This window comes from Enterococcus sp. FZMF (genome assembly GCF_030263915.1).
In the GTDB taxonomy this organism is placed as follows: domain Bacteria; phylum Bacillota; class Bacilli; order Lactobacillales; family Enterococcaceae; genus Enterococcus_D; species Enterococcus_D casseliflavus.
This window is the reverse complement of record NZ_CP127160.1, coordinates 662,337-686,643: the sequence shown is the minus strand read 5'-3', so window position 1 is coordinate 686,643 and position 24,307 is coordinate 662,337. Positions and strand designations below refer to the sequence as shown.

The 24,307-nt window shown below is 41.0% G+C and carries 23 protein-coding genes and 2 pseudogenes; 4 read left to right on the top strand and 21 right to left on the bottom strand.

All coding sequences use genetic code 11. From position 1 onward, the window contains the following. Positions 1 to 71: 71 nt before the first annotated feature. On the bottom strand, positions 72 to 674 hold the full coding sequence (locus QN079_RS03285) for a LysM peptidoglycan-binding domain-containing protein (RefSeq protein WP_074536355.1): 603 nt from the start codon (positions 672 to 674) through the stop codon (positions 72 to 74). A 234-nt stretch (positions 675 to 908) separates the two neighbouring features. On the opposite strand from QN079_RS03285, the gene QN079_RS03280 reads away from it, so the two are divergent. Next, positions 909 to 1,298 (top strand): YxeA family protein, encoded by a 390-nt coding sequence (locus tag QN079_RS03280; RefSeq protein ID WP_060792935.1) that lies wholly within the window; start codon positions 909 to 911, stop codon positions 1,296 to 1,298. Between the two features lie 250 nt (positions 1,299 to 1,548). Here the strand turns inward: QN079_RS03280 and QN079_RS16645 are convergent, their stop codons facing one another. From QN079_RS16645 to QN079_RS03245, 8 genes are all read right to left on the bottom strand, one after another. Further along, entirely contained in the window at positions 1,549 to 2,424 is an 876-nt protein-coding gene (locus tag QN079_RS16645; RefSeq protein ID WP_234976689.1) for an IS3 family transposase, read from the bottom strand. Beyond that, positions 2,394 to 2,960, bottom strand: a complete 567-nt coding sequence (locus tag QN079_RS16640; protein ID WP_005473325.1) for an IS3 family transposase — start codon at positions 2,958 to 2,960, stop codon at positions 2,394 to 2,396. The genes QN079_RS16645 and QN079_RS16640 overlap by 31 nt, the downstream gene beginning before the upstream one ends. 200 nt (positions 2,961 to 3,160) lie before the next feature. Next, a complete protein-coding gene (gene glnA, locus QN079_RS03270; RefSeq protein ID WP_005225167.1) occupies positions 3,161 to 4,501 on the bottom strand; it encodes a type I glutamate--ammonia ligase in 1,341 nt (446 codons plus the stop codon). Positions 4,502 to 4,560: 59 nt separating this feature from the next. Next, positions 4,561 to 4,941, bottom strand: coding sequence for a MerR family transcriptional regulator (locus tag QN079_RS03265; RefSeq protein ID WP_005225166.1), 381 nt, complete (start codon positions 4,939 to 4,941; stop codon positions 4,561 to 4,563). Between the two features lie 292 nt (positions 4,942 to 5,233). Further along, positions 5,234 to 6,478: a GTPase HflX gene (gene hflX, locus QN079_RS03260; RefSeq protein WP_005225165.1), complete on the bottom strand. Its 1,245-nt coding sequence runs from the start codon at positions 6,476 to 6,478 to the stop codon at positions 5,234 to 5,236. Beyond that, complete coding sequence (gene miaA / locus QN079_RS03255) at positions 6,475 to 7,392, bottom strand: tRNA (adenosine(37)-N6)-dimethylallyltransferase MiaA (RefSeq protein ID WP_213336133.1); 918 nt, start codon at positions 7,390 to 7,392, stop codon at positions 6,475 to 6,477. Before miaA ends, hflX begins: the two co-directional genes overlap by 4 nt. Next, positions 7,389 to 8,138: a glycerophosphodiester phosphodiesterase gene (locus QN079_RS03250; protein WP_289230379.1), complete on the bottom strand. Its 750-nt coding sequence runs from the start codon at positions 8,136 to 8,138 to the stop codon at positions 7,389 to 7,391. The genes miaA and QN079_RS03250 overlap by 4 nt, the downstream gene beginning before the upstream one ends. Before the next feature lie 223 nt (positions 8,139 to 8,361). Next, the gene (locus QN079_RS03245) at positions 8,362 to 8,880 is read right to left on the bottom strand and encodes a hypothetical protein (protein WP_005231097.1); all 519 of its coding nucleotides are present in this window, start codon (positions 8,878 to 8,880) and stop codon (positions 8,362 to 8,364) included. 175 nt (positions 8,881 to 9,055) lie between these two features. On the opposite strand from QN079_RS03245, the gene clpP reads away from it, so the two are divergent. Continuing rightward, positions 9,056 to 9,646 (top strand): ATP-dependent Clp endopeptidase proteolytic subunit ClpP, encoded by a 591-nt coding sequence (clpP, locus tag QN079_RS03240; protein WP_005225161.1) that lies wholly within the window; start codon positions 9,056 to 9,058, stop codon positions 9,644 to 9,646. A 62-nt stretch (positions 9,647 to 9,708) separates the two neighbouring features. Here the strand turns inward: clpP and QN079_RS03235 are convergent, their stop codons facing one another. From QN079_RS03235 to QN079_RS03225, 3 genes are all read right to left on the bottom strand, one after another. After that, positions 9,709 to 10,302 carry a gamma carbonic anhydrase family protein gene (locus QN079_RS03235; protein ID WP_005231095.1) on the bottom strand — a complete coding sequence of 198 codons (594 nt, stop codon included), beginning with the start codon at positions 10,300 to 10,302 and terminating at the stop codon, positions 9,709 to 9,711. A 62-nt stretch (positions 10,303 to 10,364) separates the two neighbouring features. Continuing rightward, positions 10,365 to 12,122, bottom strand: coding sequence for an ABC transporter ATP-binding protein (locus QN079_RS03230; RefSeq protein ID WP_005225159.1), 1,758 nt, complete (start codon positions 12,120 to 12,122; stop codon positions 10,365 to 10,367). Next, positions 12,119 to 13,852 carry an ABC transporter ATP-binding protein gene (locus tag QN079_RS03225; RefSeq protein WP_010747462.1) on the bottom strand — a complete coding sequence of 578 codons (1,734 nt, stop codon included), beginning with the start codon at positions 13,850 to 13,852 and terminating at the stop codon, positions 12,119 to 12,121. The genes QN079_RS03230 and QN079_RS03225 overlap by 4 nt, the downstream gene beginning before the upstream one ends. 401 nt (positions 13,853 to 14,253) lie before the next feature. Here QN079_RS03225 and QN079_RS03220 point away from each other — a divergent pair, with 401 nt between their 5' ends. Continuing rightward, positions 14,254 to 14,466 carry a DNA-directed RNA polymerase subunit epsilon gene (locus QN079_RS03220; RefSeq protein WP_005225157.1) on the top strand — a complete coding sequence of 71 codons (213 nt, stop codon included), beginning with the start codon at positions 14,254 to 14,256 and terminating at the stop codon, positions 14,464 to 14,466. 1 nt (position 14,467) lies between these two features. Next, positions 14,468 to 16,147, top strand: coding sequence for a ribonuclease J1 (gene rnjA, locus QN079_RS03215; RefSeq protein ID WP_005225156.1), 1,680 nt, complete (start codon positions 14,468 to 14,470; stop codon positions 16,145 to 16,147). Between the two features lie 141 nt (positions 16,148 to 16,288). On the opposite strand, the gene QN079_RS03210 is transcribed toward rnjA, so the two are convergent. From QN079_RS03210 to QN079_RS03175, 9 genes and pseudogenes are all read right to left on the bottom strand, one after another. Then, positions 16,289 to 16,489 (bottom strand): cold-shock protein, encoded by a 201-nt coding sequence (locus tag QN079_RS03210; protein ID WP_005225155.1) that lies wholly within the window; start codon positions 16,487 to 16,489, stop codon positions 16,289 to 16,291. Positions 16,490 to 16,688: 199 nt separating this feature from the next. Next, a pseudogene (locus QN079_RS03205) lies at positions 16,689 to 16,838 on the bottom strand (JAB domain-containing protein); the annotation flags it as partial. 233 nt (positions 16,839 to 17,071) lie between these two features. Then, a pseudogene (locus tag QN079_RS16585) lies at positions 17,072 to 17,167 on the bottom strand (class I SAM-dependent methyltransferase); the annotation flags it as partial. Positions 17,168 to 17,396: 229 nt separating this feature from the next. Further along, on the bottom strand, positions 17,397 to 19,310 hold the full coding sequence (gene optrA, locus QN079_RS03200; RefSeq protein WP_232339596.1) for an ABC-F type ribosomal protection protein OptrA: 1,914 nt from the start codon (positions 19,308 to 19,310) through the stop codon (positions 17,397 to 17,399). A gap of 384 nt (positions 19,311 to 19,694) precedes the next feature. Continuing rightward, on the bottom strand, positions 19,695 to 20,849 hold the full coding sequence (locus QN079_RS03195) for a helix-turn-helix domain-containing protein (RefSeq protein ID WP_002360186.1): 1,155 nt from the start codon (positions 20,847 to 20,849) through the stop codon (positions 19,695 to 19,697). A 162-nt stretch (positions 20,850 to 21,011) separates the two neighbouring features. Beyond that, entirely contained in the window at positions 21,012 to 21,248 is a 237-nt protein-coding gene (locus QN079_RS03190) for a hypothetical protein (protein WP_159314662.1), read from the bottom strand. 9 nt (positions 21,249 to 21,257) lie between these two features. Beyond that, positions 21,258 to 22,424, bottom strand: coding sequence for a hypothetical protein (locus QN079_RS03185; protein WP_089201991.1), 1,167 nt, complete (start codon positions 22,422 to 22,424; stop codon positions 21,258 to 21,260). Positions 22,425 to 22,533: 109 nt separating this feature from the next. Next, positions 22,534 to 23,988: a relaxase/mobilization nuclease domain-containing protein gene (locus tag QN079_RS03180; protein WP_198472020.1), complete on the bottom strand. Its 1,455-nt coding sequence runs from the start codon at positions 23,986 to 23,988 to the stop codon at positions 22,534 to 22,536. Next, positions 23,978 to 24,307, bottom strand: a complete 330-nt coding sequence (locus QN079_RS03175; protein WP_089201990.1) for a plasmid mobilization protein — start codon at positions 24,305 to 24,307, stop codon at positions 23,978 to 23,980. Before QN079_RS03175 ends, QN079_RS03180 begins: the two co-directional genes overlap by 11 nt.

The window sequence follows — 24,307 nt, the reverse complement described above, 5'->3', positions numbered from 1 at the left end:
ACGATTTTTTCTCGCCAATCAAAAAAAGACGAGCTCTAAAATGCGCTCGTCTCTACTCGTATTCTACTTGCTTACCAATTCGTATAAACATCAATACCGCTATGACCGACACCTGTGTCATAGACTTTATAGGCACCTAAAGATGATTGACCAGTCGATCCTTTCGGTTGATTATCGCTGGCAACAACGATGTACCCATCGGCATCACGGATGGTTCCGTCTGATGCTACATGGCGACCAGGGATATTCAATCCGCCTCCTGGCAAGACTTTTTGTGAGTAGTACGATTCTCTCACACCATTAAAGTAGTTGATCCCATCCACTGGATTCAAGACACCAGAACCAGCACCAGGAACGCTTGAACGGGTTTGACTCACGTTAGCAGTCGCTGTAGACTCACTTTTTTCTGTGCTTTCTTTCGTACTTGTTTCTTTGTTTTCTACTGATTGGCCATCGTTAGAAACCAACAATGTTTCGCCATCAAAAATCATATTTGGATTTTCGATCGAATCATTTAAAGCTAAAAGGTCTTCGACCGTTGTTTGATAAGTAGCAGCGATCCCAGATAGAGTGTCTCCTGGTTCGACAACATGGGTTTGTTCTGCTGCTGAAACAACTGTTCCGCCAACGAATAAACCAAATCCTGCAACAACTGTAAATGCAAATTTTTTCAAATGAAAAAACCTCTCTTTTGATTATTTGTCCCGCTATCGGGCACAAGTAAGAGAATAACATTACAATATTGCAGGAAGGTTTCAGAAATATTTTTCATTATCACAATTGTTAAACAGAAAGTTACAGGATTTTTATTCAAAAATGCTAAACTTACAATATTGTTATCCCTTTCGATGAGTGCTTTTAGTGGCCACATGCTATAGTGATGCTAGTAATGGAAAGGAATGACACCCATGAAAAAACTACTAGTAACGCTTGGCGTTTTGATTATTGTCGTAGCCGGCTATTTTGGCTACACGTACTACGCAACAACGTATCGCGGCATCACGGCTTACGCTATCACGCCCAACAAAGTCCCTGAAAAGACACAGACCTACAGCGATTCTGGTGAAAAAATCGATGGCTCTTTTACCTACAAATACACCTTTGAATTCGTAAAGAAAAATGGTGAAAAAGAACTCATGACCTATGACCTGACGGGCGAAAATGTAAAACCATTGGCTCCAAATACTTTAGTCAAAGCAGAAATCAGTAAGACCCGCATCATTTCTGGTCCCAATGAAGTCCCTCAATCAGAAGTCCCCGCAAAAATACTGTCTGAGCTGGAAACCTTTGACGAATAAGGACTTCTTCCAAAAACTTTCTACTTTTTCAGGTTGATTTTACTTTGACGGTCTATGCTAGCTTTATACCAAAACTATTTTTCTTCCTCTTACCAGTCCTCGCCCGACTGGTATTTTTTGATTTTTCCCAATGGTCAGGAGTTACGCTTCTTATAGACAGAACCGCTCTAGCTTCATGTAGTGACCCCAAAAAGTTAGACTTTTATGGAGTGGAGAAATCCACTCCTTTTTTGTACGATAAAATTAACTGTTAGACAGCTGTTTTTACAGCTTCTCGAAACTGAACCGGACTTCGCCAATTTAATTTCTTTTTGATGCGTTTATGGTTGTAATAATAGATATATTGGTCAATTTTTGTTTTCAATTCATCTAAACTCCGATAGACTTCTCCATGAAAAATCTCTTGCTTTAATAAACCAAAGAAGTTTTCCATAGGTGAGTTATCTAAACAATTCCCTTTACGAGACATACTCTGGAAGATTTTATGCTGCTTCAATTTATTCTTATAAGCATTCATTTGATAGGCCCATCCTTGATCTGAATGGAAGGTTCTACGAAATGGACAATCATTTGTCATCTGGATTGCTTCTTCTAATCCTTCCATTATGGCTAGTGCGTTTGGTTTTTCAGAAATCCGATAAGATAGAATTTCACTATTGTAGAAATCCATGAAAGGATCTAAATACAGCTTTTTCTGACGAACGACACCTGTGGTGTCTACTTCATAATACTTAAACTCTGTGGTATCAGTTGTAATTTTTTGGTGACAGATATTTGTATAAAACCGACGATGAATACGATTTTTGGCGACAGTGCCAACCTTCCCACGATAAGAATTGTACCGTCGAGATTTTCGAGTGTAAGACTTTACTTCGATACCTAGTTTTTTTATCAGACGTTGAATCTTCTTTTTATTGACATGAATCCCTTGATTCTCTAATTCTTTTTTTAGTCGCAGACAGCCATAGTCTTTATGCTCCTTGCGAATTTCAATCATTTTTTCTTCAATTTCTTGGTCTGGGTTTGGTCTGTCAAACCGTTTCTGCCAATACATATAGGTTGCTTTAGGAAATTTCAATGTTTCAAGAAGCTCAACTAGTTTGAATGATCCTCGGAGGCTGGCGATGATTCGTGCGATTGATTCTTGCGTCTTTGCTGGGCTTCCTGTTTTCGCAGCTTCCTCAACTCTTTTAAAAAGGCATTCTCAATTTGAAGGGATCGGACTTGCTTTTCTAATGCCTTGATACGATCGCGTTCTTCAGTTGTTGTATTTTCTTTTTTGTTTTCTTTTTTTCTAGTCAAAGTAAGTGGTCGCCCTTTCTCTTTTGAGAGCCCCTCAATACCTGCTTCTCTGAAATTACGCATCCAATTGGCAATAAGCGCAGGGTTGTTCATTTCTAAAGTGCTAGCAACTTCTCGATAGGACATCTCACTTGTTTGATATAACTCTAGCGCATTTAACTTAAATTGAACAGAATATTTCTGATTTTGATGCTTTCTCAATAGACCTTCCTCTCCGTATTCACGATAGACATTCACCCAATTACTTACTTGAGACTTGCTTGAAATACCGTATTTGTTGGCAAGATACCGATATCCGCCCACGCCACTAAGATATTCTTTAACGATTTTTAGTTTTAATTCAAAAGGATATTTTGCCATACAAATAACGACCCCCAAAAGTTAGATTTTTTGGTCTAACTTTTGGGGGTCGCTTCATCACAATGGTTTTTTTCTCAAACTTTGATCAAGCAGCTATTGACGATCGGAAATAAATAAAAACCAGAGTTAATAGGATAAACGCTAGTTTCATCATAAAAAAACCGCTAGATTGTTTATCTCTAGCGGCTTTTTTTGCGATTTTAATAGAGTTCCAAGTATTGTTCTCTTTCCCACTCGGAGACTGTTTGGCGGAAGGCTGCCCATTCTAATCGTTTTGCTTCGACAAAGTTGGCATAGATGTGTTTGCCTAAGGCATCGATCATCACTTGGTCTTTGCGCAATGCTTTGATGGCATTGTGGATCGTTGATGGCAGATCTTCGATTTGTGCTTCTGCACGTTCTGTTTCGTTCATGATATAGATGTTGCGGTCGACAGCTGGTGGTGGTGTCAACTCACGTCTAACGCCATCAAGTCCTGCTTGTAATAAAACAGCCATTGCTAAGTATGGGTTAGCGGATGGGTCAACGGAACGCAATTCCAAACGCGTTGACAAGCCTCTTGATTCTGGTACCCGAATCAATGGTGAACGGTTGCGTCCTGACCATGCCACGTATACAGGCGCTTCGTAACCTGGTACTAAGCGTTTGTAAGAGTTGACGGTTGGGTTGCAGACAGCCGTGTAAGCACGGGCGTGTTCGATCAAACCGCCTAAGAAGTGATACGCTGTTTGACTTAATTGCATTGGTCCTTCTTCATCAAAGAAGACATTTTCATCACCTTTGAACAAGGACATGTTGCAATGCATGCCTGAACCGTTGATGCCGAATAATGGTTTTGGCATAAAGGTCGCATGCAAGCCGTGTTTACGAGCAATGGTTTTCACGACAAGCTTGAAGGTTTGGATGTTGTCACATGCTTCCACTGCATCCGCATATTTAAAGTCGATCTCGTGTTGCCCTGGTGCTACCTCATGGTGAGACGCTTCAACTTCAAAGCCAAGGCTTTCTAATTCTAATACGATATCGCGACGGCAGTTTTCCCCTAGATCGGTTGGGGCAAAATCGAAGTAGCCGCCTTTGTCGTTTAATTCAGTTGTGATTTCGCCTGCTTCATCTAATTTGAATAGGAAAAATTCGGGTTCTGGTCCAAGATTGAAAGAAGTAAAACCAAGGGATTGCATGTCAGCTAATGCCCGTTTTAAGTTGCCGCGAGGGTCGCCTGCAAATGGGGTGCCATCTGGATTGTAGATATCACAGATCAAACGAGCCACTTTGCCATGTTCACTTTCCCAAGGGAAGATCATCCAAGTGGACAAATCAGGATACAGATACATGTCACTTTCTTCAATACGGACAAATCCTTCAATAGAAGAACCGTCAAACATCATTTTGTTTTCCAGTACTTTATCTAATTGACTTACAGGTACTTCAACGTTCTTGTTCGTTCCTAAAATATCAGTAAACATCAAGCGTAAAAAGCGCACGTTCTCATCCTTTACGATTTGTTTGATGTCTTCGGCAGTTCTTTCAAATTTTGGCATAGTATCCCTTCCTTTTTCCCAATTCTTATTTTATATCACAGCAATGATCTACAAGTGCTCTACATTCGTGGACCTTTTTGCTGGTATGGCTGTTGTTGATTCAATCCACCTTGAGCCAAGAGTTCATCATAAAAAATTCGACGTACATCTTCATCGGTCAGCGGCGGTTTGTTCTTCGCTTCTTTTTCTTTGGCAACTTTCATTTCATAAACTCGTTTGATTCCCGCCATGTTCAGTCCATCGGAAAGATAGTCTTTGATCTCTAGCAAGGTATCAATATCATTCAGCGAATACATTCGTCGATTGCCATCGCTGCGTTCCGGGTGGATCAATTCTTGTTCTTCGTAATAACGAATTTGACGGGCGGTGAGATCGGTCAATTTCATGACTGTTCCGATAGGAAAGACTGACATTGAGCGCCGCAATTCTTTTTCCCGCATAACTTGGCTCCCCTCCGTTTCAATGATGCTGCGTAACTTTATGGAAACTATACCAATTCTTTTTTTGCGTGTCAACCCCTCATGTTAGAAAAAGTGACATGAATGCAAATTTTTTTGATTTTTCCACTGAGTCCTTGATTTGATCGCATGTTCAAGCAGTCCTTTTTCTGGAAGAAATGGTGCCTTAGCCAAAAATGTTCGGGTTTTGCACTTGAAGGAAGTCAAACCACTTTTACTTCCATAATTTTGTCACCACAAAAAAAAAACGGTGCATCGGCTGCACCGCTTCTGTTTATTCTTGTTCTTGCGCCATTCTGCGTAGTGGATAGGTATCCTCCAGCGCAAATCCTTTGATATGATAGGTCTGTGTTGCTTCATCGAAGGCATTGCTCAACACTAGCGACTCCCGTTTTAAACGATTCAGCGCATTGCCTTCATCGGCTTGCAACACCAGATGATAAGGCTGCATGATCTGCATCAATTCCATTTTGATCGCCTGAGTCAAGCGCTCTTTGCCTTTGGTACTCTTTGCTGAGATCAAGACATTGGGAAAGAGCGTTGGGACAAACTGATCGGCGTCGATGCGATCCGCCTTATTGTAGACCGTCAACATCGGTAATTGGGTCAAAGAAAGTTCCTCCATTAATTTTAAGACCGTCTCCTCTTGCTGGACCCGTTCTTCGGAACTGGCATCGACGACATGCAGCAAGAAGTCCATGTTTTGACTTTCCTCCAGTGTGGAATGAAACGCATCGATCAATTGAGTCGGCAATTCCTGGATAAAACCAACCGTATCGGTAATGGTGACTTCGAATCCTTCTGGCATCCGCCAGCGTTTCGTCAAAGGGTCGAGTGTCGCAAACAACTGGTCTTGTTCATACGTATCCGCACTGGTCAAAATATTTAAAATAGTTGATTTTCCAGCATTGGTATAACCAATCAAGCCCATTTGAAAGACTTGGCTGTCTTTGCGCTTTTGGCGTGTTCGGTCTCGATGGGCTGCCACTTCCTTCAATTCCCGTTTGATGATGGTGATACGGTTGCGGATGTGTCGACGATCGGTCTCCAGCTTGGTTTCCCCTGGCCCTCTCGTTCCGATTCCGCCCCCTAGCCGAGACATGTTCTTTCCTTGCCCTATCAAGCGTGGAAGCAAATAATCCAGCTGCGCCAATTCTACTTGCAGCTTTCCTTCTTTGGAACGGGCACGCATCGCAAAAATATCGAGGATCAGCTGGACGCGATCAATCACCGGCACTTCTAGCGCATCACCGATCAACTGGCTTTGCCTTGGTGTCAATTCATGATTGAAGATCACTAGATCTGCTTCATGTGCTTCTGCCAACTGCTGCAATTCCGCAACTTTCCCCTTGCCGATCACGGTTTGTCGATCGACTTGCTGCCGTTTTTGCACCAGTGAAAAAACAACTTCACCATTGGCGGTTTTTGTTAAGCTTTTCAATTCTTTCATTGACGAATCAAAGTGAAGATAGTTTTTCTCCGTTTCTACTCCGACAAGAATCACACGTTCTTGGCTCATCTTTTCTCCTCCAACCATTGGTCGATTTCTGTTTCAAGGGTACGTTGTTCTTCAGGTTGCCTCACTAAATCAATCCATCGGGGCTGTGCTCGGTTATTGAACCACGTCAGCTGCCGCTTGGCGTAGCGGCGTGAGTTTTGCTTGATTTGCTCAATGGTCTCCTCCAATGTGGCCTGCCCATGAAAATAGGGCAAAAATTCCTTGTAGCCGATCCCTTTGGCGGCTTGCGTTTCTGGATACTGCAAAACAGCTTTTGCTTCTTTGATCAAGCCTTGATCCATCATCAAGTCCACCCGCTGATTGATTCGCTGGTATAACAATTCTCGCTCAGTGGTTAACCCGATCATGAAGAAATCGTACAAAGCTTGTGGTGTCTCTTTTGGTGCAGCGATACTTTCGCCAGTCGTTTCAAAAACCTCCAACGCACGAATCACTTTCCGCTCATTGTTGTAGTGGATCTTCGCTGCTGCCAAGGGATCGACCGCCTGCAGCGTTTGCCATAAAGCTTCTTTGCCGATGGCTGCTGCTTCTTGTTCGTAACGCTGACGAATCGTTGGGTCGCCTTCTTCTGCCCCTAAACGAAAGTCATACAGAAGCGCTTGTATGTATAACCCTGTTCCCCCTACAACGATCGGCAGCTTTCCTTGCTGCTGGATCGTCTCGATGGCTTCACGCCCCATTTGCTGGAAATCAGCGGCAGAGTATGCTTCCGTCATTGCACGAATATCGATCAAATGATGAGGAACCCCTGCCATTTCTTCCTTCGTCACTTTGGCGGTACCGATATCTAACTGACGGTAAATTTGCATGGAATCCCCGCTGATGATCTCCCCTTGGTATTTTTGGGCTAACTGGATACTCAAGGCGGTTTTGCCAACTGCGGTCGGTCCCACGATTACTAAGACTTTTTTCATCCTTTTGTTTCCTCGCGAACCTGTTGCACAATTGCCCGAGCTTTTTCTGGAAAATCGGTGATGATCCCCGTCAACCCCAGAGCCAAGCAGGTGCGAATCGCCGATTCTTCGTTGACAGTCCACGGACGGATCGCGATCGGAAAATCAGTTAAGACCGTTGCTGTCTCTTGGACCCAGCGATAGGCAGGATGAATTCCTTCGATATACGGTCGGCTGAGCGCCAACGGTGGTTTGTCTTCCCCGCGTCCCATAATAAAATCAAGGGTCGCATCCGGTTCGATCGCATGCATCCGATCCAAGGTCTCGATATTGAAGGAACAATACCAATGAGTAAAGGGCCATTCTTGACTATTCATTAAGTCGGATACTTTGGCTTCGATTCCTTCATACTCATAATGATCGGTTTTTAATTCGATCGTCAAAATGCCACGATAATTCTTCGCTGCAAGTAAATCCAACACTTCTTTTAGCGTGGGGACTTTGGCGGCTTGGAATTCCTCAGAAAACCAGCTGCCAGCATTGAGGTCTTTTAGTTCAGCAACCGTCAGGTCACAGATCCGACCTTTGCCGTTGGTCGTTCGATCAACTGTTTCATCATGCATGACGATCAAGCCGCCATCTTTTGATAGATGTACATCTAACTCAATGATATCAGCTTTGACCCGCACCGCTTCCGCAAATGCTGGTAGCGTGTTTTCAGGTCGGTTGCCGCTACTCCCGCGGTGGGCAACGATTTGTACCATCATTCTTTCACTCCATTCTCACTCTTTATTTTACCATGGAATCTCCTAGAACCAAAAAGCCTCTGTTTGTTTCGATCCTCTTAATGAATAATAACGCTTTGTTTCGGTCAAAGAAAAACACCCTTACTATGATCGCAGTAAGAGTGTGTGTGATCAGTTAAAAAAGCGCAACCGTCGATACTCTGGTTTGGTTGCCTTAACCAAGGAAAACGGCTGACCAGTAGAATCAAATCGTTTTTGAAAAATAGGTCAACGGTTCGCTCGTCATGTTTTTCATTTGGGTTTTACGCTCATTGACCATTTCGACTAATTGATCAAGGAAATTTTCCATAATGATCCGACCGCCTTTATAGGTATACCCACCGATTTTAACCGTTTCCTCTGGGGATAAAATCACCCGACGTGTTCCGATTTTTTTGAAAAATTCTTCCAAGAAAAAATTCGGTAGATAAAAACTGTTTTGCGCCGCAAAAGATTGTAGATAGGCAAAATCATCGATGGTGATATAACAGTCGTCAAAGGCATCAAAGCTGACATACTCATCCATCAGCATGACCCGTTTTTGTAGAATCTCACTGATTTTTTGATTCAATAAAACCAACGTTTCGATTTCTTTGACTTTATGCTCCAACAAACGGCGTTGTTTTTCTTTTTGCTCCTCATACCGAATGCGTAAATTAAAAATGATGGTTACTAACAATGCGCCCACTAAGACGCCGATCAAACCTGCTATTGCTACTGCCATTCTTCGATCCTTCCTCATTCCTTTTTTCATATTGTATCATATTTGAAAGTTTCGCAAAAAAGATAACGAACTTTTTATTTGACCTTTCTTGACCTAATCGGTATACTATCTCTTAGATATTGCGAAAACTTTATGCTAAACTATATCTATAACGATTTTTAGGAGGACTATCACTATGAATTTAATTCCTACAGTCATTGAACAATCATCTCGCGGTGAAAGAGCGTATGACATCTATTCTCGTCTATTAAAAGACCGGATCATTATGTTGAGTGGTCAAGTAACCGATGACTTAGCAAACTCGATCATTGCTCAGCTTTTATTCTTGGACGCGCAAGATTCTGAAAAAGACATCTACTTGTACATCAACTCGCCTGGCGGAAGCGTTACTGCTGGTCTAGCGATCTTTGATACGATGAACTTTATCAAAGCCGATGTCCAAACCATCGTAATGGGGATGGCTGCTTCTATGGGTTCATTCTTATTGACCGCTGGTGAAAAAGGCAAACGCTTTGCATTACCAAATGCAGAGATCATGATCCACCAACCATTAGGTGGCGCACAAGGACAAGCAACTGAGATCGAAATTGCTGCCCGCCACATTTTGGCAACCCGCGAACGTCTGAACAAAATCTTGTCAGAACGTACTGGTCAACCAATCGAAGTGATTGAACGCGACACCGATCGCGACAACTTTATGACCGCACAAGAAGCCAAAGATTACGGCTTGATCGACGAGATCATGGAATCAAACAAATTGAAATAAGCTTGCATAAAAAAAGGTGTACGAAGCAATTCGTACACCTTTTTGCGTCTTTTGGTTCATCATCAGACTTCACCATATTCGCCCTGTTGGTAAGCATACCCATTTTCCACGTAATGCGTGATGTTTGCTTGATTTTTGGCGATTTCTTCTTCTGTCAACGGACGGATCACTCGTGCAGGACGACCAAAGGCCAACACATTGGGCGGAATGACGGTTCCTTCCGTTACTAACGAACCAGCACCTAACAAACTATTTTCACCGATCACTGCATGATTCAAAACAATCGAGCTCATGCCGATCAGCGCCCCTTTTTTGATGGTACAGCCATGAAGCATACACTGATGCCCAACAGTCACATCGTCTTCCACGATCGTCGGGGCATCGTGATCAACGTGAATGATCGTTCCATCTTGAATATTGGTACGCGCACCGATTTCGATGCGATTGGCATCGCCTCGAATCACTGCTTGAAACCAGACCGTACTCTCTTTTCCTAGAGTCACGTTTCCTACGATCGTCGCATTTTTTGCCACAAAACAAGGTGTTCCTTGCAACGAGGCTGGCGAAACTGTTTTGTGGGTTTCATTCCCTGATTGTTCTTTGTCCATCAACTTCTCCTTCCAATCCATAAATGGATCTGCGCTTTCTTTTTTCACTATAGCACCACCCTTGCGACAATGCAAAAAGAGCGCCAGTCAGACTGGACGCTCTTTTGGGTTTACTCGGCTTCTTCTGAAAATTGACTTTGGTACAGTTGGCTATAAAAGCCGCCAGCTGCCAACAAGGTCTCGTGATTGCCTTTTTCAATAATCGACCCTTGATCCATCACTAAGATCAGATCTGCTTCACGAATCGTTGACAAACGATGGGCGATCACAAAGCTGGTACGACCTTCCATCACTTTATCCATTGCTTTTTGAATCAGCGCTTCTAAGCGGGTATCCACCGAACTGGTGGCTTCATCGAGAATCAAAATCTTCGGATCAGAGATGACTGCCCGAGCGATGGTCAACAATTGTTTTTGCCCCAAGGAGACATTGTCCCCTTCAGAATTGATGATCATTTCGTAGCCGTCTGGCATCGTGCGAATGAAGTGATCGACGTTGGCGGTTTTCGCTGCATCAACGACTTCATAATCGGTGGCATCTAATTTCCCAAAGCGAATGTTGTCGCCGATCGTGCCTTCGTACAACCATGCATCTTGTAAGACCATCCCAAATAGTGATCGAACATCGTGACGTTCCATTTTCTTCGTGTCGATGCCGTCGATCTTGATGGCCCCTTCATTGACATCATAAAAACGCATCAACAAATTGATCAAAGTGGTTTTCCCAGCACCTGTTGGTCCCACGATCGCCACGGTTTGTCCAGCTTTGACTTCAAAGTTCAAGTCTTTGATCAACGGTTTTTTCGGATCATAGGCAAAGCCGACATGTTCAAAGGTCACGTCGCCTCTGATTTGTTCTGGCAATTGGATATCCGTTTGATTGACTGGCTCTTCTTCCTCATCTAGGATTTCAAAGACCCGTTTTGCTGCTGCTGAGGCACTTTGCAAGACTGAAGACAGCTGGGTAATGTTCCCCATTGGCTGACTGACTTGCCAAATGTATTGTATGAACGCTTGCAGCTGACCAACAACGATCACGCCGCTGATCACATAAAAGCTCCCCATGACTGCCATTGCGATATAGGTAAAGTAAGCGGTCATTTGCACCAGCGGCATCATCAATCCTGACACAAAGGCAGAACGAAAGCCGTAATAGCGCAACTGGTGGTTAACGTTTTTAAACCCTTCAAGTGTTTGCTTTTCCCGTCCATACACTTTCAACACACTGAATCCAGTCATGTTTTCTTGTACGTAGCCGTTCAGATCCCCTAACGCATTTTGCATCCCTTGGAAGTCTTTTTGCGACTTTTTGACGATCGTGCGAGAAATCAATAAGGAGGCTGGGATCATGATCAATGAAACCAATGCCATGTAGGTATTGATGTAAAACATCATGGAAACCGCCATAACGATTCCTAAGAAGGCATTGACGATCCCGATCAAGGCTTGCTGCATCGCACCGCTGACGGCATCCACGTCATTGGTCACCCGTGACAAGATATTCCCTTGTTGGTTACGGTCGAAGTAAGAAACGGGCAAACGATTGATTTTTTCTTCAATGTCTTGCCGCAGATCTCGCATCGCAGATTGGACAACGTTGGTGATCAGCAGCCCTGACATCAATTGTGAGAAACAGTAACCGACACCAACGACTGCGATCCAGATCAAGCAAAGGATCACGTAATCAAAATTAACGCCTTCGCCAGCGGCGATGTTGCGGCTGATCTCTGTCGTCGGTAATCCAGAAACATACGGCATTGCCGCATTGAAGCCGACGGTTGCAACAGTAAACAGCAAGACTAGGATAAATTGTACTTTGTACGGTTTGATGTAAGCACCTAACCGTTTTAAAGAAGAGATTGCTTTCATTGTGCCAACTCCTCCTCTGATAATTGTGACGCCGCAATGTCGTAGTATACTGGACAAGTTTGCAGCAGTTCTTTGTGGGTGCCGATGCCAACCACATCGCCTTCGTTTAAGACGACGATCTTATCGGCATTCATGATCGTTCCTACTCGTTGAGCAACGATCAAAACGGTCGATTCTGTGGTTTCTTTTTTCAAGCGTGCCCGCAATTTTGCATCCGTTTGGTAATCCAATGCAGAAAAACTATCATCAAAAATATAGATCTCTGGTTGGCGGATCACCGCACGGGCAATCGCTAGGCGTTGTTTTTGTCCGCCAGAGAAGTTAGTTCCGCCTTCTGCCAAGTGAGCATCAAAGCCATCTGGTGTGCGAGAAATGAAATCTGCCGCTTGCGCAATCTCGGCTGCTCGTTCCAGCTCTGCTTGCGTGGCATCTTCTTTGCCATAGCGTAGGTTTTCTGCGATCGTCCCTGTAAATAGCAACGCTTTTTGAGGGATAAACCCGATCTTGTTGCGCAACGTCGTTAAGCTGTAATCCCGAACGTCAACACCATCCACCAAGACTTGGCCTTCACTGACGTCGTAAAAACGTGGGATCAATTGGATCAAGGTTGATTTTCCACTTCCAGTACTACCGATAAACGCCACGGTTTCCCCTGGTGAAGCGGTAAAGCTAACATTACGGATCACTGGACTTTGAGCATGTCCTGGATAAGCAAAGGTAACATTTTTGAATTCCAAGAAGCCTTTCGTCTTAGTTTCTGTCACTGGCTGTTCTGGTTCTTTGATTTCAGAAGTCGCATCTAACGCTTCTTGGATTCGACGAGCAGAAACCGCCGCTCGTGGATACATCGTAAAGACAGTCGCAAACAGCATGAAAGAAAACAGCGCATGGAAGATGTATTCGATAAATGCAATCAAGTCACCGACCTGCAGTTGCCCTTGATCGATTTGAATACTTCCCGTCCAAATAATCAAAATCATCACGATATTGAATAAGAAGAAAAAGCCTGGTTGTGCCGTTGCCATCAAGCGAAACAAGCTGCGAGAACTAGAAGCATAGGCTTGGTTGACTTTGCCAAAGCGTTTTTCTTCAAATTTTTCATTGACGAAGGCACGGATCACTCGTAAACCAGAGAGATTTTCCCGCAAGATGCCATTGATTTTATCTAGATTGGCTTGTTGTTTAGTGGATAAGGGTTCCGAGATTTTGGCAATGGCGATGACGGCCATCAGCAATATCGGCAATGCCCCCAAAACATACAACCCTAGTTGTGTACTTGTCCGCATGACCATGTACAAGCTGACCACAAACATCATGGGTGTCATTAAACCTGTCCGTAAGATGCTTTGCATAAACAGCATGATTTGATACGCATCATTGGTCACACGGGTGATCAATGATGAAACCCCGATTTTTTCATATTCGGTATGTGAATAGCCTTGGACTTTTTCAAAAAGATCGTCACGAATATCTGCCACAATGTTAGTGGTGATACGTGACGTGAAATAGCCTAACAAAATGTTCATCGTGATCCCCACAATGGTGATCGCGATCATCGCCGCACCCATTTTCCATATGTAGTCGCGATCACCAGCGGCGATCCCTTTGTCGATCATTCTTGCCAATAACGTCGGCAAACCTAATTCAATCAAAATAAAACCAAAAACACAGATGAAATTAAAAACCAGCAGTTTCTTGTTTCTCATCGTGTAGTGCCACATTAATTTCAAAAAATCCCCTCCTTTTTTACTTCATTACTTCTACTATAGCATAGGAATATTCTTATTGTAATGCACTTTCAACGAAAAAAAGCAAACTTCAGCGATAGTCCTTTCATTTTCTTTCAGTAAGCCTTTTCAAAATGACGTGTTTCTATACTTATTCGTTTTTCTGTGATAAACTAGGGATACTTGTAGTGGAACGACTTACAAACCCGGTGAATTTTTTATGACGACATTTGGAAAGCAAAGACGAGGCTTTCTCTTTTTTCTCACAACGATTGTCTGAAAAAAGCATGCAGCGGCTCTCGAAGCCTTCTTTTCAGGTCACTTTATTCGGACCTCGATTTTGTGATGCAGCGAATTCATCAACCAAATAGACTACTGCGAAAAGCAGATAAAGGAGAAAAGATATGATTTACAAAATTTATTACCAAGAAACAAAAGACCGCAACCCAAAGAGAGAACAAACCCACTCTTTGTACATTGAAGCAGACGATGCAGTGATCGCACGCCGTCTGGTTGAACAAAATACCCCATACAACATCGAGTTCGTTCAAGAACTAGATGAAAAACATTTAGCTTACGAAAAAGAAAACGCTGATTTCAAATTAGCGGAGTTTTAAGATGAAAGTTTCGCTGAAAAATAATGAGACTGGCGTATTCGGCGTCGGTGGACTTGGCGAAATCGGAAAAAACTGTTATGGGGTTCAATTCCAAGATGAGATCATCTTAATTGACGCGGGAATCAAATTCCCCGAAGATGAACTGCTTGGGATCGACTATGTCATTTCCGATTATAGCTACATCGTTCAAAATTTACCGAAAGTCAAAGGCTTGATCGTCACTCATGGTCACGAAGACCATATTGGCGGAATCCCTTACTTGTTGCGGGAAGCCAATATCCCGATCTATGCGGGACCCTTGGCACTTGCTTTGATCACCAACAAATTAGATGAGCATGGCTTACTGCGGGATGCGGAATTACACGAAATCAATGAAGATACGGTGATTCGTTTCCGTAAAACATCCATCAGCTTCTTCCGAACGACTCACAGTATCCCTGATGCTTTAGGTGTCGTTGTCAAAACGCCTTCTGGCAATATCGTCGCAACTGGCGATTTCAAGTTTGACTTTACGCCTGTGGGCGAACCAGCAAACTTGCACAAAATGGCAAAAATTGGTGAAGAAGGCGTCCTTTGCCTCCTTTCCGATAGTACCAATGCAGAAATTCCGACCTTTACCAAATCAGAAAAAACGATCGGCAGCTCGATCCAAAAGATTTTTGAAAAAATCGATGGTCGGATCATTTTTGCCAGCTTTGCCTCCAACATTTTCCGTCTCCAACAAGCTGCAGATGCGGCGGTTGCGACTGGACGTAAAATCGCCGTTTTTGGACGCAGTATGGAAAATGCAATCGTCAACGGACAGCGCCTTGGCTATATCAAGGTGCCAGATGGAACCTTTGTGGAATCTCATGAGATCAACCGTTTGCCTGCAAACGAAACCATGATCCTTTGTACGGGTTCTCAAGGAGAGCCAATGGCTGCTTTGAGTCGGATTGCCAACGGGACTCACCGTCAAATCCAAATTCACCCAGATGATACCGTGATTTTCTCAAGCTCACCGATCCCAGGAAATACCACGAGTGTCAATCAGCTGATCAACTTGTTGTTGGAAGCTGGCGCAAACGTGATCCATGGCAAATTGAACAACATCCATACTTCTGGTCACGGTGGCCAAGAAGAACAAAAACTGATGTTGCGTCTAATGAAGCCAAAATTCTTTATGCCTGTCCACGGGGAATTTCGGATGCTGAACATCCACACCCAGTTGGCACAAGATGTCGGTGTACCAAAAGAAAATTGTTTCATTATGGAAAATGGTGACATGTTGGCCTTAACAGCGGATACCGCTCGCTTGGCTGGTCATTTCAATGCCAATGATGTTTATGTTGACGGCAGCGGTATCGGTGATATCGGAAATGTCGTCTTACGAGATCGTCGCATTCTTTCAGAAGAAGGCCTCGTCTTAGCTGTCGCGACAGTCGATGTGGCGAAGAAAGAAGTCCTTGCTGGACCAGATATCCTTTCTCGTGGGTTTGTTTATATGCGGGAATCTGGCGAGATGATCAACGAAGCACAGCAGATCCTCTTCCGTGCATTGCGGGAAGTCTTGAACCAACCAGACCCAACAGAACACAAATTAAGAGAAGCGATGTCTTCGGCGTTACAGCCATTCCTATTTGAAAAAACCGAGCGTCATCCAATGATCCTTTCGATGATCATGACGCCGGACGATTTATAATCTTACATGCAAGGGCAGTTCTCAGGTTACTGAGAACTGCCTTTTCCTTTCCGTTATAAAAAGAAAAAAAAGACCATCGAATCGATGGTCTTTTGGGGTTTTTGATTTCAAAGTGCTCTTACTGGCAGTTTGTTTGAAAGCTTACGCTTTGTTTACGTTAACTGCTTGAGGTCCACGATCAGAATCTTCCACGTCGAAAGTTACTGCTTGACCTTCTTCTAAAGTTTTGAATCCTTCACCTTGGATCGCTGAAAAGTGTACAAATACGTCTGTACCGTCTTCGCGAGAGATAAAACCAAACCCTTTTTCAGCATTGAACCATTTTACTGTACCTTGTTCCATTAAAAAAAACCTCCTCGTGCATAAGCACTTAATTGTGTGTAACATTGCCTTTGTGCGATAGAGGCCTAACGTGCGTTTCAACATCTATTCAGCAAACAAAATTACAATAATATTTTACACTTACCCGTATTTTTTTGCAAGACAGACGATTAGACAATTCACCTTTATTTTTAATAATGTTCGCAAACTCGGCTTATTTTCACACGTCTTCCTGTTGCCACAGCCCCTCTTCTCGCAAACTGACATAGGCATTGTCGCCAATGATCAAATGATCCAGTATGTCGATCCCCATCAAGTCTCCGCACTTGATCAAGCGGCGTGTAAACAGCAGATCTGCCTGTGAGGCTTCGGATTTTATCAAGAGTAAATTACAAAAGAATCATTTAAATCAATACTTTCACTTTGAATACATGTATTTGAAGTGGAAGGTACTTATTTCAAAAATAGTAAAACCTGTATCTTAAATTACTTAATAGTAACATAAGATACAGGCTGATTTTTTATTCATTGTTATTTATACTAAAGCACCCGATAGCTCTGAAAACAATCACAAATTCAACTTTTCAAAGCCACAGCTTTAAGTTATTTTGTCCAGACAACCCCCATTGCCCAACCCATTTTATGGAATTGGCATCCAGGCAACAACTTTTCATATAAATCGTAATAATTTTGTTCAGCTGGAAGAACAACTTCTGGCAGCATAACAATCAAAGGAAATTTAGTGAGTTTATACGACTACACTTTTCTTGACAATTCCAAAGTATAGATAATAAAAACCGCTATGCGGCAAACTCAAAAGGTCTTCACATAGCGATTATATCTAATAAAAATTCATTAATTTTTTTACATTTTCAACAACCAGAATGTATCATTAACACTTTTACATCCTTATTGCATAACTCAAAAATTACATAACTTCCAATTCTCTCATCAACTGTTCCCATTCATTAAAATAATTACCCTGACACCTTTTAACATCATCAATTGATTTTTGTATTTCCGTCAGTACCATATAATCAGAAGAATTGTTTGGTTCAGAAATGATTTTATTCAATCTTTCTAATTCTTCATCATATTGATTTATTAACACTTCAAGCTTTTCAATTCGTTTCTCCTTCTTAACCTTCTCCTTCTCAATGGAGTTACGATCGCCTTTTACTGTGTTATTTTTCTCTACTTTCTGCTCAACTTTAATGTTATTAAATGGCTTTTCAGAATTCATCCTTTTTTTCTCGTACTCACCATAAGTAGATTGTACAAACTCTACACCATCCTTATCAAAAACAAGTAATCTGTCAGCAATCTTATTAGTAAAATATCTATCATGTGACACAAAAATAATTGTACCTTGATAACTGCATAAGATATTCTCTAAATTCTCTTTTCCAATAATATCCATGTGGTTTGTCGGTTCATCTAAGATTAAAACATTAGTACGTTTATATAATAATTTACATAATGTCAATCTAACCTTTTCTCCACCTGACAAAGAGGACACCGGTCTAAAAACATCATCTCCACTAAACTGAAATGAGCCAAGAGCAGTTCTGACCTCTGTGTCATTTAGCTCAGGGTATTCGCTTTGAAAAATTTCGAATAGTGTATCATCTCCACTGATTTGAGCAAGCTGTTGGTCAAAATAGCTAATTTCAACATTGTATCCGAATTTAAAATCTCCAGACAATGCTGCCACACCATCCATAAGTGTTTTAAGCAACGTGGATTTACCAATACCATTACTCCCAACAATTCCAAGCTTCTGTCCCCTTTCAAGGTTGAAATTAACCTTTGCAAGAGGAGTATCATAGCCTATCACAAGTTCTGAAGCACTTAATACTTGCCTTGAACTACTGATTCTCGGTTGAAATTTAGACATATAAGTTTTTGTATCGTATTGGTCTGGTGCATTTAATATTTGCATACGCTGTAATAATTTAATTTTAGATTGCACCATTTTAGCTTTCGTAGGTTTATAACGAAAACGTTCAATCAAGCGTGTAATCCTTTCAATTTCTATCTGTTGCAAATCGTAATCTTTTTGCTGTTTGATATGATTTTCTCGTTTTTGCTCCTCAAAGGCTGAATAATTACCTTTATAACATTTGGTCTCTCCCCATTCGATTTCATAAACCTTATTCACAATTCGATTAAGAAACATTCTATCATGGGAAATAATAACCAATGTAGATTTATAACTTCTCAAATAACTCTCCAACCATTGTATTGTTTCTATATCAAGGTGGTTAGTAGGTTCATCAAGTAATAGAATGTCTGGCTTTGTTAAAAGTATTTTTATAAAAGCTATCTTAGTTCGCTGACCACCTGAAAATTCAGAAATGGGTTTTTTATCATCTGCTTCAGTAAAACCCATACTACGAATCATCGTTTCATATTCTTTTTGGTAGGTTAGACCTCCAAGAGCCATATACCTTTCACTGATATCAGAGTATTCATTGATGATTTTATCATCATATTGATTCTCCATTTTATCTATCAGCTGTTTCATCTTGTTTTCCATATCAATAAGCGTCTTAAATACCGTACGGACTTCATCCACCATTGATATACTTTCATCTTCAAAAGGCATCTGTCTTAAATAGCTAATATAAGGGTTACCGGTCTTTATTACTTGAAATTCACTTTCACCAGTTCCTTCTTCTAATTCAATTTCGCCTATAATAGCTTTTAGCAAGGTTGTTTTTCCACATCCATTTCTACCAACAATAGCAATCTTTTCATTATCATTGATTTCAATACCGATGTTTTCCAACACCATATTACCATCATAGTAAACGGCACCATTAATTATTTTGTATTGCATTTTCATATCCTCCTTTGCGTAAGTACTAGCAATTGCAAAGGTGGCTTCGGACAATAATTATTCCACTCCATGTAAAGCTTGTCACAGCCACCTATACATGAAGTTCTTTAAATGTTACTTTAGTTGTAGATTTCATTTGCTTCTCCCTCCTATCGTTTCAAATATAATTCAACTTCCCCCTTATTGTACCAAATCGCTAGCGCAATGGCTAACCTAAGTTTTAGCTTACACCTTTTCTGATAAAAACAAAGTAACTGATCCGTTATCTCATCCGACACCAGATTCCGCATATGCCCTGCTGTTCCCGTCAACAGAAACCGCAGCCACACTGGAAAAAGATACAAAAGGATTGCCGCAATTGATTCTTTGCATTAGCCATCAGCTTTACAAATCACTCTTTCTATATTCAAAAGGCGTTTTTCCTGTTTCTTTTTTAAACACGGATGTGAAGTAACTTTGTGAGTTAAATATAAGATATTCACTAATTTCTGATATTGACTGATTCGTATATACCAATAGAAATTTGGCATATGCTATTTTCTCCTTCTTAATGTATGCACCAACAGTCATACCTATATCTATCTTGAATTTACGCATGAAGTGATACTGACTTAGACCAATTTCTGTGCATATTGACTGAATGGTGAGCTGACGGTTGATATTTCTTTTAATCATCCTGACTGCTTTTGCTATGTCTGAAGAGACACCAGATACTCTATAATCTGCAGTACTTAAAGCGAAATGCTCCAAAATACTGTTATACATAGCAACGGACTCTTCTCTTTTTCTCAGAGAACTAAAGCGATTTCCGTAATAGCTACTGATTGCACCTGACATTTCAATAGGAAGACCGCCAGCAATAGCATAGTACATCGATAGATACAGACAGAATGTCAGCATGGATTTTGTTGATTGTTCATTATTACAAAATTCAAAAAGTGCATTAAGGTAATCTTGATCCCGGTTCAGCTGTTTAAGTGTAGTTATATCACCATTTTGGACAAGCTCAAGTCTTGTTCGTAAGTCCTGATAACTTTGTTCAATCGTCCGCTTTGAAAGCTCAGACGTTTGTAGTCCCATGATATCAGTCGAAAAAAATTGTACCAGTTTATTCACTAAACTCTCAATAGAAAAAGATAAATTCTTATCTAATGCAAAGTAATACATCATCACACATATTTCACTAAACTTTCTGATATCGAGCACAGTCCATTCATTGTCATTGCTTCCCTGATAAATCATCAATGGGTTAATGTTCTCTACCATCACTGGACCAATCTGAACGTACATTGCTTTATCATCAGATTCAAATGTGCATCGGACAGCACCAAGAGGATGAACTCCGATTCTGAATCCTGGTAAATCTTCAATCCAATATTGGCTCATATCATAATCAATAGGAAACAAATTCTTGTCAACTTCAATATTACCAAGAGCTATGTTTATATTCTTGTCATCTTTTATTAGAACTGAAATTTTATAGGTTGAGTGAAATACCTGTGCGAGATGGCAGATTTCTTTTATTCTTTCTTTCTTCATAGTTTTGACAACCCTTGTCTGTACCTTTCAAAAGTATTTTATAATATAGTATAACATATTTTGAAAAGGGATATATCGAGATTAAAAAGTGCTAGCGCACCAGTCGGTAGCGTCAGCACTTCTGTTGAAAACTTTAAATAGAATGTGAAGCATTATATCCACTCAGCACGGCGCCACCCAATTTGGCTTCTCCTGAATCATCGCTGAATAGTTCTGAATAATCTGAGCTGACTGTGTTTCATTCTCTGACTGTCGAAGCTCTTCAATCAGTTTGCTTGTTAAGTCCTTATTTGCAGTTTTAAAAGCAAACTGCACTACAAATTCCTTTTGAGATCCTGTAAAACGATGCTTTGCCTCATTCATAACAAACGCTGCCTCTTCTATGATTTCTAAATTCATACATGCCTCCTAATATGCCATGCTGTTTTCCAAAACAGCAATTTCAATAATTTCTTTCATCTTCTCAGCTGCTACATTATTATTAATCAGTTCAACTAACTGTCCTTCTGTAAGACCCTTTTCAATTCCACTCTTAATCTGAATCAGCTGAGCTGGCGCCAGATCACCACTTGCAACTAGCTTTACGATATCCGCTCTGGATTTCTTCTTAAAGCATAGTTTAGATAGTAATGCTATCACTCCATTGGTTTTAGATTCTGATCTGTCCACCTGAACTTTCTGAACCACTCTACCCTGCATATCAACGACCGGCACCTGATAAAAAATTGGTATACCAATTGGTTCTTTTAAAATGGTCTGCTGTGTCATAGCTGCACCTTCTTTCTTGATCTCACCTTGAACGCTTTGTTCCTCTTCCTTCTTTGGTTCTGAAGATGTAACTGTATTCACATTCGTGGCATGAAGCAATTTATCCTCTAAAGTTTCAATGCGATTGCTCATACGATTCATCTCCTTATCCTTAAACTCTATCTGTTCTCGTAATCTAGAAATTGCTGAATTTGCTTGATTCAGTTTGTCCTGCTGATCATTTAACAATTGCTCTTTATCAGCATTCTCTTTCACAAGATTCTCCCTAATCTGTTCATCTGCCTTCGTAGATTCAAATATAGTAAGCTTTTCATTCAAAGCATCGTATCGCTGCTCCTGAACACAGATTTTACTAACAATCTCCTCCATCTTCTTGACAAGTTCCTGCACATATTCTGGTTCTGTAGCCGTCTCTTGCTTTACCATCTGAATCTGTTCTAAAAATTTACTAAAAGCAGTCTTCATAGCAATCGGTGTTTCCTTCCTTGCTACAACCTCTTCAATTGTCTCAATCGGTACACCCTTTTTATAGAATTCAAATGCTATCTGCATCTGAGGTGCAGTTAGTTCTGTTCGTTCTATTAAGGATAAAAACTCTTCCGATTTACCATCACGCAGACATTCCGAATATACCCTCATTTGTCCAATGTTGTAACCAGACTTTAAATACAACTCTGTCTGTTCCTTTGAAAAACCATATTCCAAATCATCCTTAATCAATGCTATAATTTCCTCACCATATCGCTTTCCAGACTTTAGAATGTCAATATGCTTACCGATTTCTGATTTACTAAGTGCTTGTTCCATAAATACCTCCTTCTAAAACTCGACTTTCGTCTCTCCTATGGACATTTGTCAAATGTATTTGCATGCAAGCATGCATTACTTGTCTCATTGTCTACATAAAAATAACAGCCTATCGTTTTGGCTGCTCTTTCCTGTCTTTGTCTATTTCTTTCTCTTTACTGATTTCTTCCTGTTTTGTCTTTTCTGTATTGTCTGAAATCAGATCCTTCCAGATTGACTTTCCAAGATTCAATTCACGAAATACTGCTTTCTCTTTCGCAATTGTAGAAGCTATTTGTTCCTTGTAAAAGCTTCCTAATTTCTCCACCTCCTCTAGAGTATATCCCTCGCTAAGGAGTTGCTCTGACAATAAAGTCCATTGATTGTGTTCATCGATAAAAAAATCATCTCCTTTTTGAAAAGACTCTTCTGCCGGTTTCAATACTTCTAACTCATCCAAAATAGAAAATAAGTTTACACATCTCTGCCGTGCCCGATATACTTTACTCTTTTCAAATGAAGAATCCTTTCTCTTATCCGTCAGATTCTCAATCGTTGCTTCCAAATCGACCACATTGTGAATGTCGTGCCTTGCTAAAAACAGATATTGTTGCTGAAGTTTATGCATCTTTCTTATGTCATTCTTGTATTTCCACACCTGACTATAGGGCTTCTTCTTTAGCTGCCCAGTCCGATATAACCTTGCATAATATCGCTTTTGAAGACCTGACATTCTAGCTCTCCTATATCGCTTTATATAGCACTTCACAATTTGCGGTTTTGCCAATTCCTTCTGCGCCTGATAGAATTCCAAGTCTTCCTTCTTGATTCGCTCCCAAATCTGCTCTTCGGAGTAATTCTCTCCCAGCGACTTACATCGTTTAAACCGTGTCATTCCTGGAGGTTTTACAGCAAGATGCTTTCCCTGCTTTGTTTCATAGCCTTTCTCTTTCAATAAATCCACAAAGTCATCAAAAGAATTTGCCTGAATAATACAAGAATCCAAATCGCGTTTTATCATATCTGCCCAAACAAACTTTCCTTCACGGTATTCGCTCCAGTCCTTATAATTCTCATTTGCCCGTTCTCCCTTTCCTTCTTCAATATCAATGATGGATAGACCATACTCTTCGCATAATCTATTAGTTATGGGCTGAATATCTCTTGCCCAATCCCCTTTTTCATAACGATACTTCTTACCTGAAACAAAGCTGACACTGTTAAAAACGATATGGGAATGCACATGTTCCGTATTATCATGAACCGCATATACAGCTTCATATTCTTTCCCAAGGTATTCCTGAACGAATTTCTGTGTGATTTCCATTGCAGTATCTGGATCGACCTCATTTTCTTTAAAAGAAAGGATCAAATGATATCCCTGCCGCTTATCAATCTTTCCAAATAGTCGTTTCGTTTCTTTCATCTGTTCAAATGCTGTATCTACCTGACAATTGATTGCTCCTACCAGTCTGCCATCCTGTGTTTTCTCTGGTTTTAAAATATACTCCAGTGAACTTTTCAGGTGCTTTCCATGAAAATGTCCTCCACAGTCTTTCATATGAAGGATCTTACTAATTGCCAATCTGCATCACCACCTCATTCACAGCAGAATTCAACTTTCTCATATATGCTACCAATCGACTCTTATCATCCTCCGAATATAGCCCGGAATTATGATTGAAGACAATCTGATTGATATTAATTCCAATCCGATTCACTTCATTAATCAATGTCTTTAAGAGTTTACGAATCTCAGGATAGTCGTTTGGCTTCTGTCGGATTAATAAGCGCACATACTCTGCTTCATTCATCCCAGCTTCCTTTGCTTTTTCTGCCAGAATTTTAGCCTCTTCTGGCATCAAACGCAACGTCTTCTTAATACAATGAATACTATCTGCCAT

Bases quoted from the DNA above. Each gene is read 5' to 3' on its own strand.
- QN079_RS03280 (WP_060792935.1), top strand. From the start codon at position 909: ATGAAAAAACTACTAGTAACGCTTGGCGTTTTGATTATTGTCGTAGCC.
- QN079_RS16640 (WP_005473325.1), bottom strand. From the start codon at position 2,960: ATGGCAAAATATCCTTTTGAATTAAAACTAAAAATCGTTAAAGAATAT.
- glnA (WP_005225167.1), bottom strand. From the start codon at position 4,501: ATGCCAAAATTTGAAAGAACTGCCGAAGACATCAAACAAATCGTAAAG.
- QN079_RS03265 (WP_005225166.1), bottom strand. From the start codon at position 4,941: ATGCGGGAAAAAGAATTGCGGCGCTCAATGTCAGTCTTTCCTATCGGA.
- hflX (WP_005225165.1), bottom strand. From the start codon at position 6,478: ATGAGCCAAGAACGTGTGATTCTTGTCGGAGTAGAAACGGAGAAAAAC.
- miaA (WP_213336133.1), bottom strand. From the start codon at position 7,392: ATGAAAAAAGTCTTAGTAATCGTGGGACCGACCGCAGTTGGCAAAACC.
- QN079_RS03250 (WP_289230379.1), bottom strand. From the start codon at position 8,138: ATGATGGTACAAATCGTTGCCCACCGCGGGAGTAGCGGCAACCGACCT.
- QN079_RS03245 (WP_005231097.1), bottom strand. From the start codon at position 8,880: ATGGCAGTAGCAATAGCAGGTTTGATCGGCGTCTTAGTGGGCGCATTG.
- clpP (WP_005225161.1), top strand. From the start codon at position 9,056: ATGAATTTAATTCCTACAGTCATTGAACAATCATCTCGCGGTGAAAGA.
- QN079_RS03230 (WP_005225159.1), bottom strand. From the start codon at position 12,122: ATGAAAGCAATCTCTTCTTTAAAACGGTTAGGTGCTTACATCAAACCG.
- QN079_RS03220 (WP_005225157.1), top strand. From the start codon at position 14,254: ATGATTTACAAAATTTATTACCAAGAAACAAAAGACCGCAACCCAAAG.
- rnjA (WP_005225156.1), top strand. From the start codon at position 14,468: ATGAAAGTTTCGCTGAAAAATAATGAGACTGGCGTATTCGGCGTCGGT.
- QN079_RS03210 (WP_005225155.1), bottom strand. From the start codon at position 16,489: ATGGAACAAGGTACAGTAAAATGGTTCAATGCTGAAAAAGGGTTTGGT.
- optrA (WP_232339596.1), bottom strand. From the start codon at position 19,310: ATGCAATACAAAATAATTAATGGTGCCGTTTACTATGATGGTAATATG.
- QN079_RS03195 (WP_002360186.1), bottom strand. From the start codon at position 20,849: ATGAAGAAAGAAAGAATAAAAGAAATCTGCCATCTCGCACAGGTATTT.
- QN079_RS03190 (WP_159314662.1), bottom strand. From the start codon at position 21,248: ATGAATTTAGAAATCATAGAAGAGGCAGCGTTTGTTATGAATGAGGCA.
- QN079_RS03185 (WP_089201991.1), bottom strand. From the start codon at position 22,424: ATGGAACAAGCACTTAGTAAATCAGAAATCGGTAAGCATATTGACATT.
- QN079_RS03175 (WP_089201990.1), bottom strand. From the start codon at position 24,307: ATGGCAGATAGTATTCATTGTATTAAGAAGACGTTGCGTTTGATGCCA.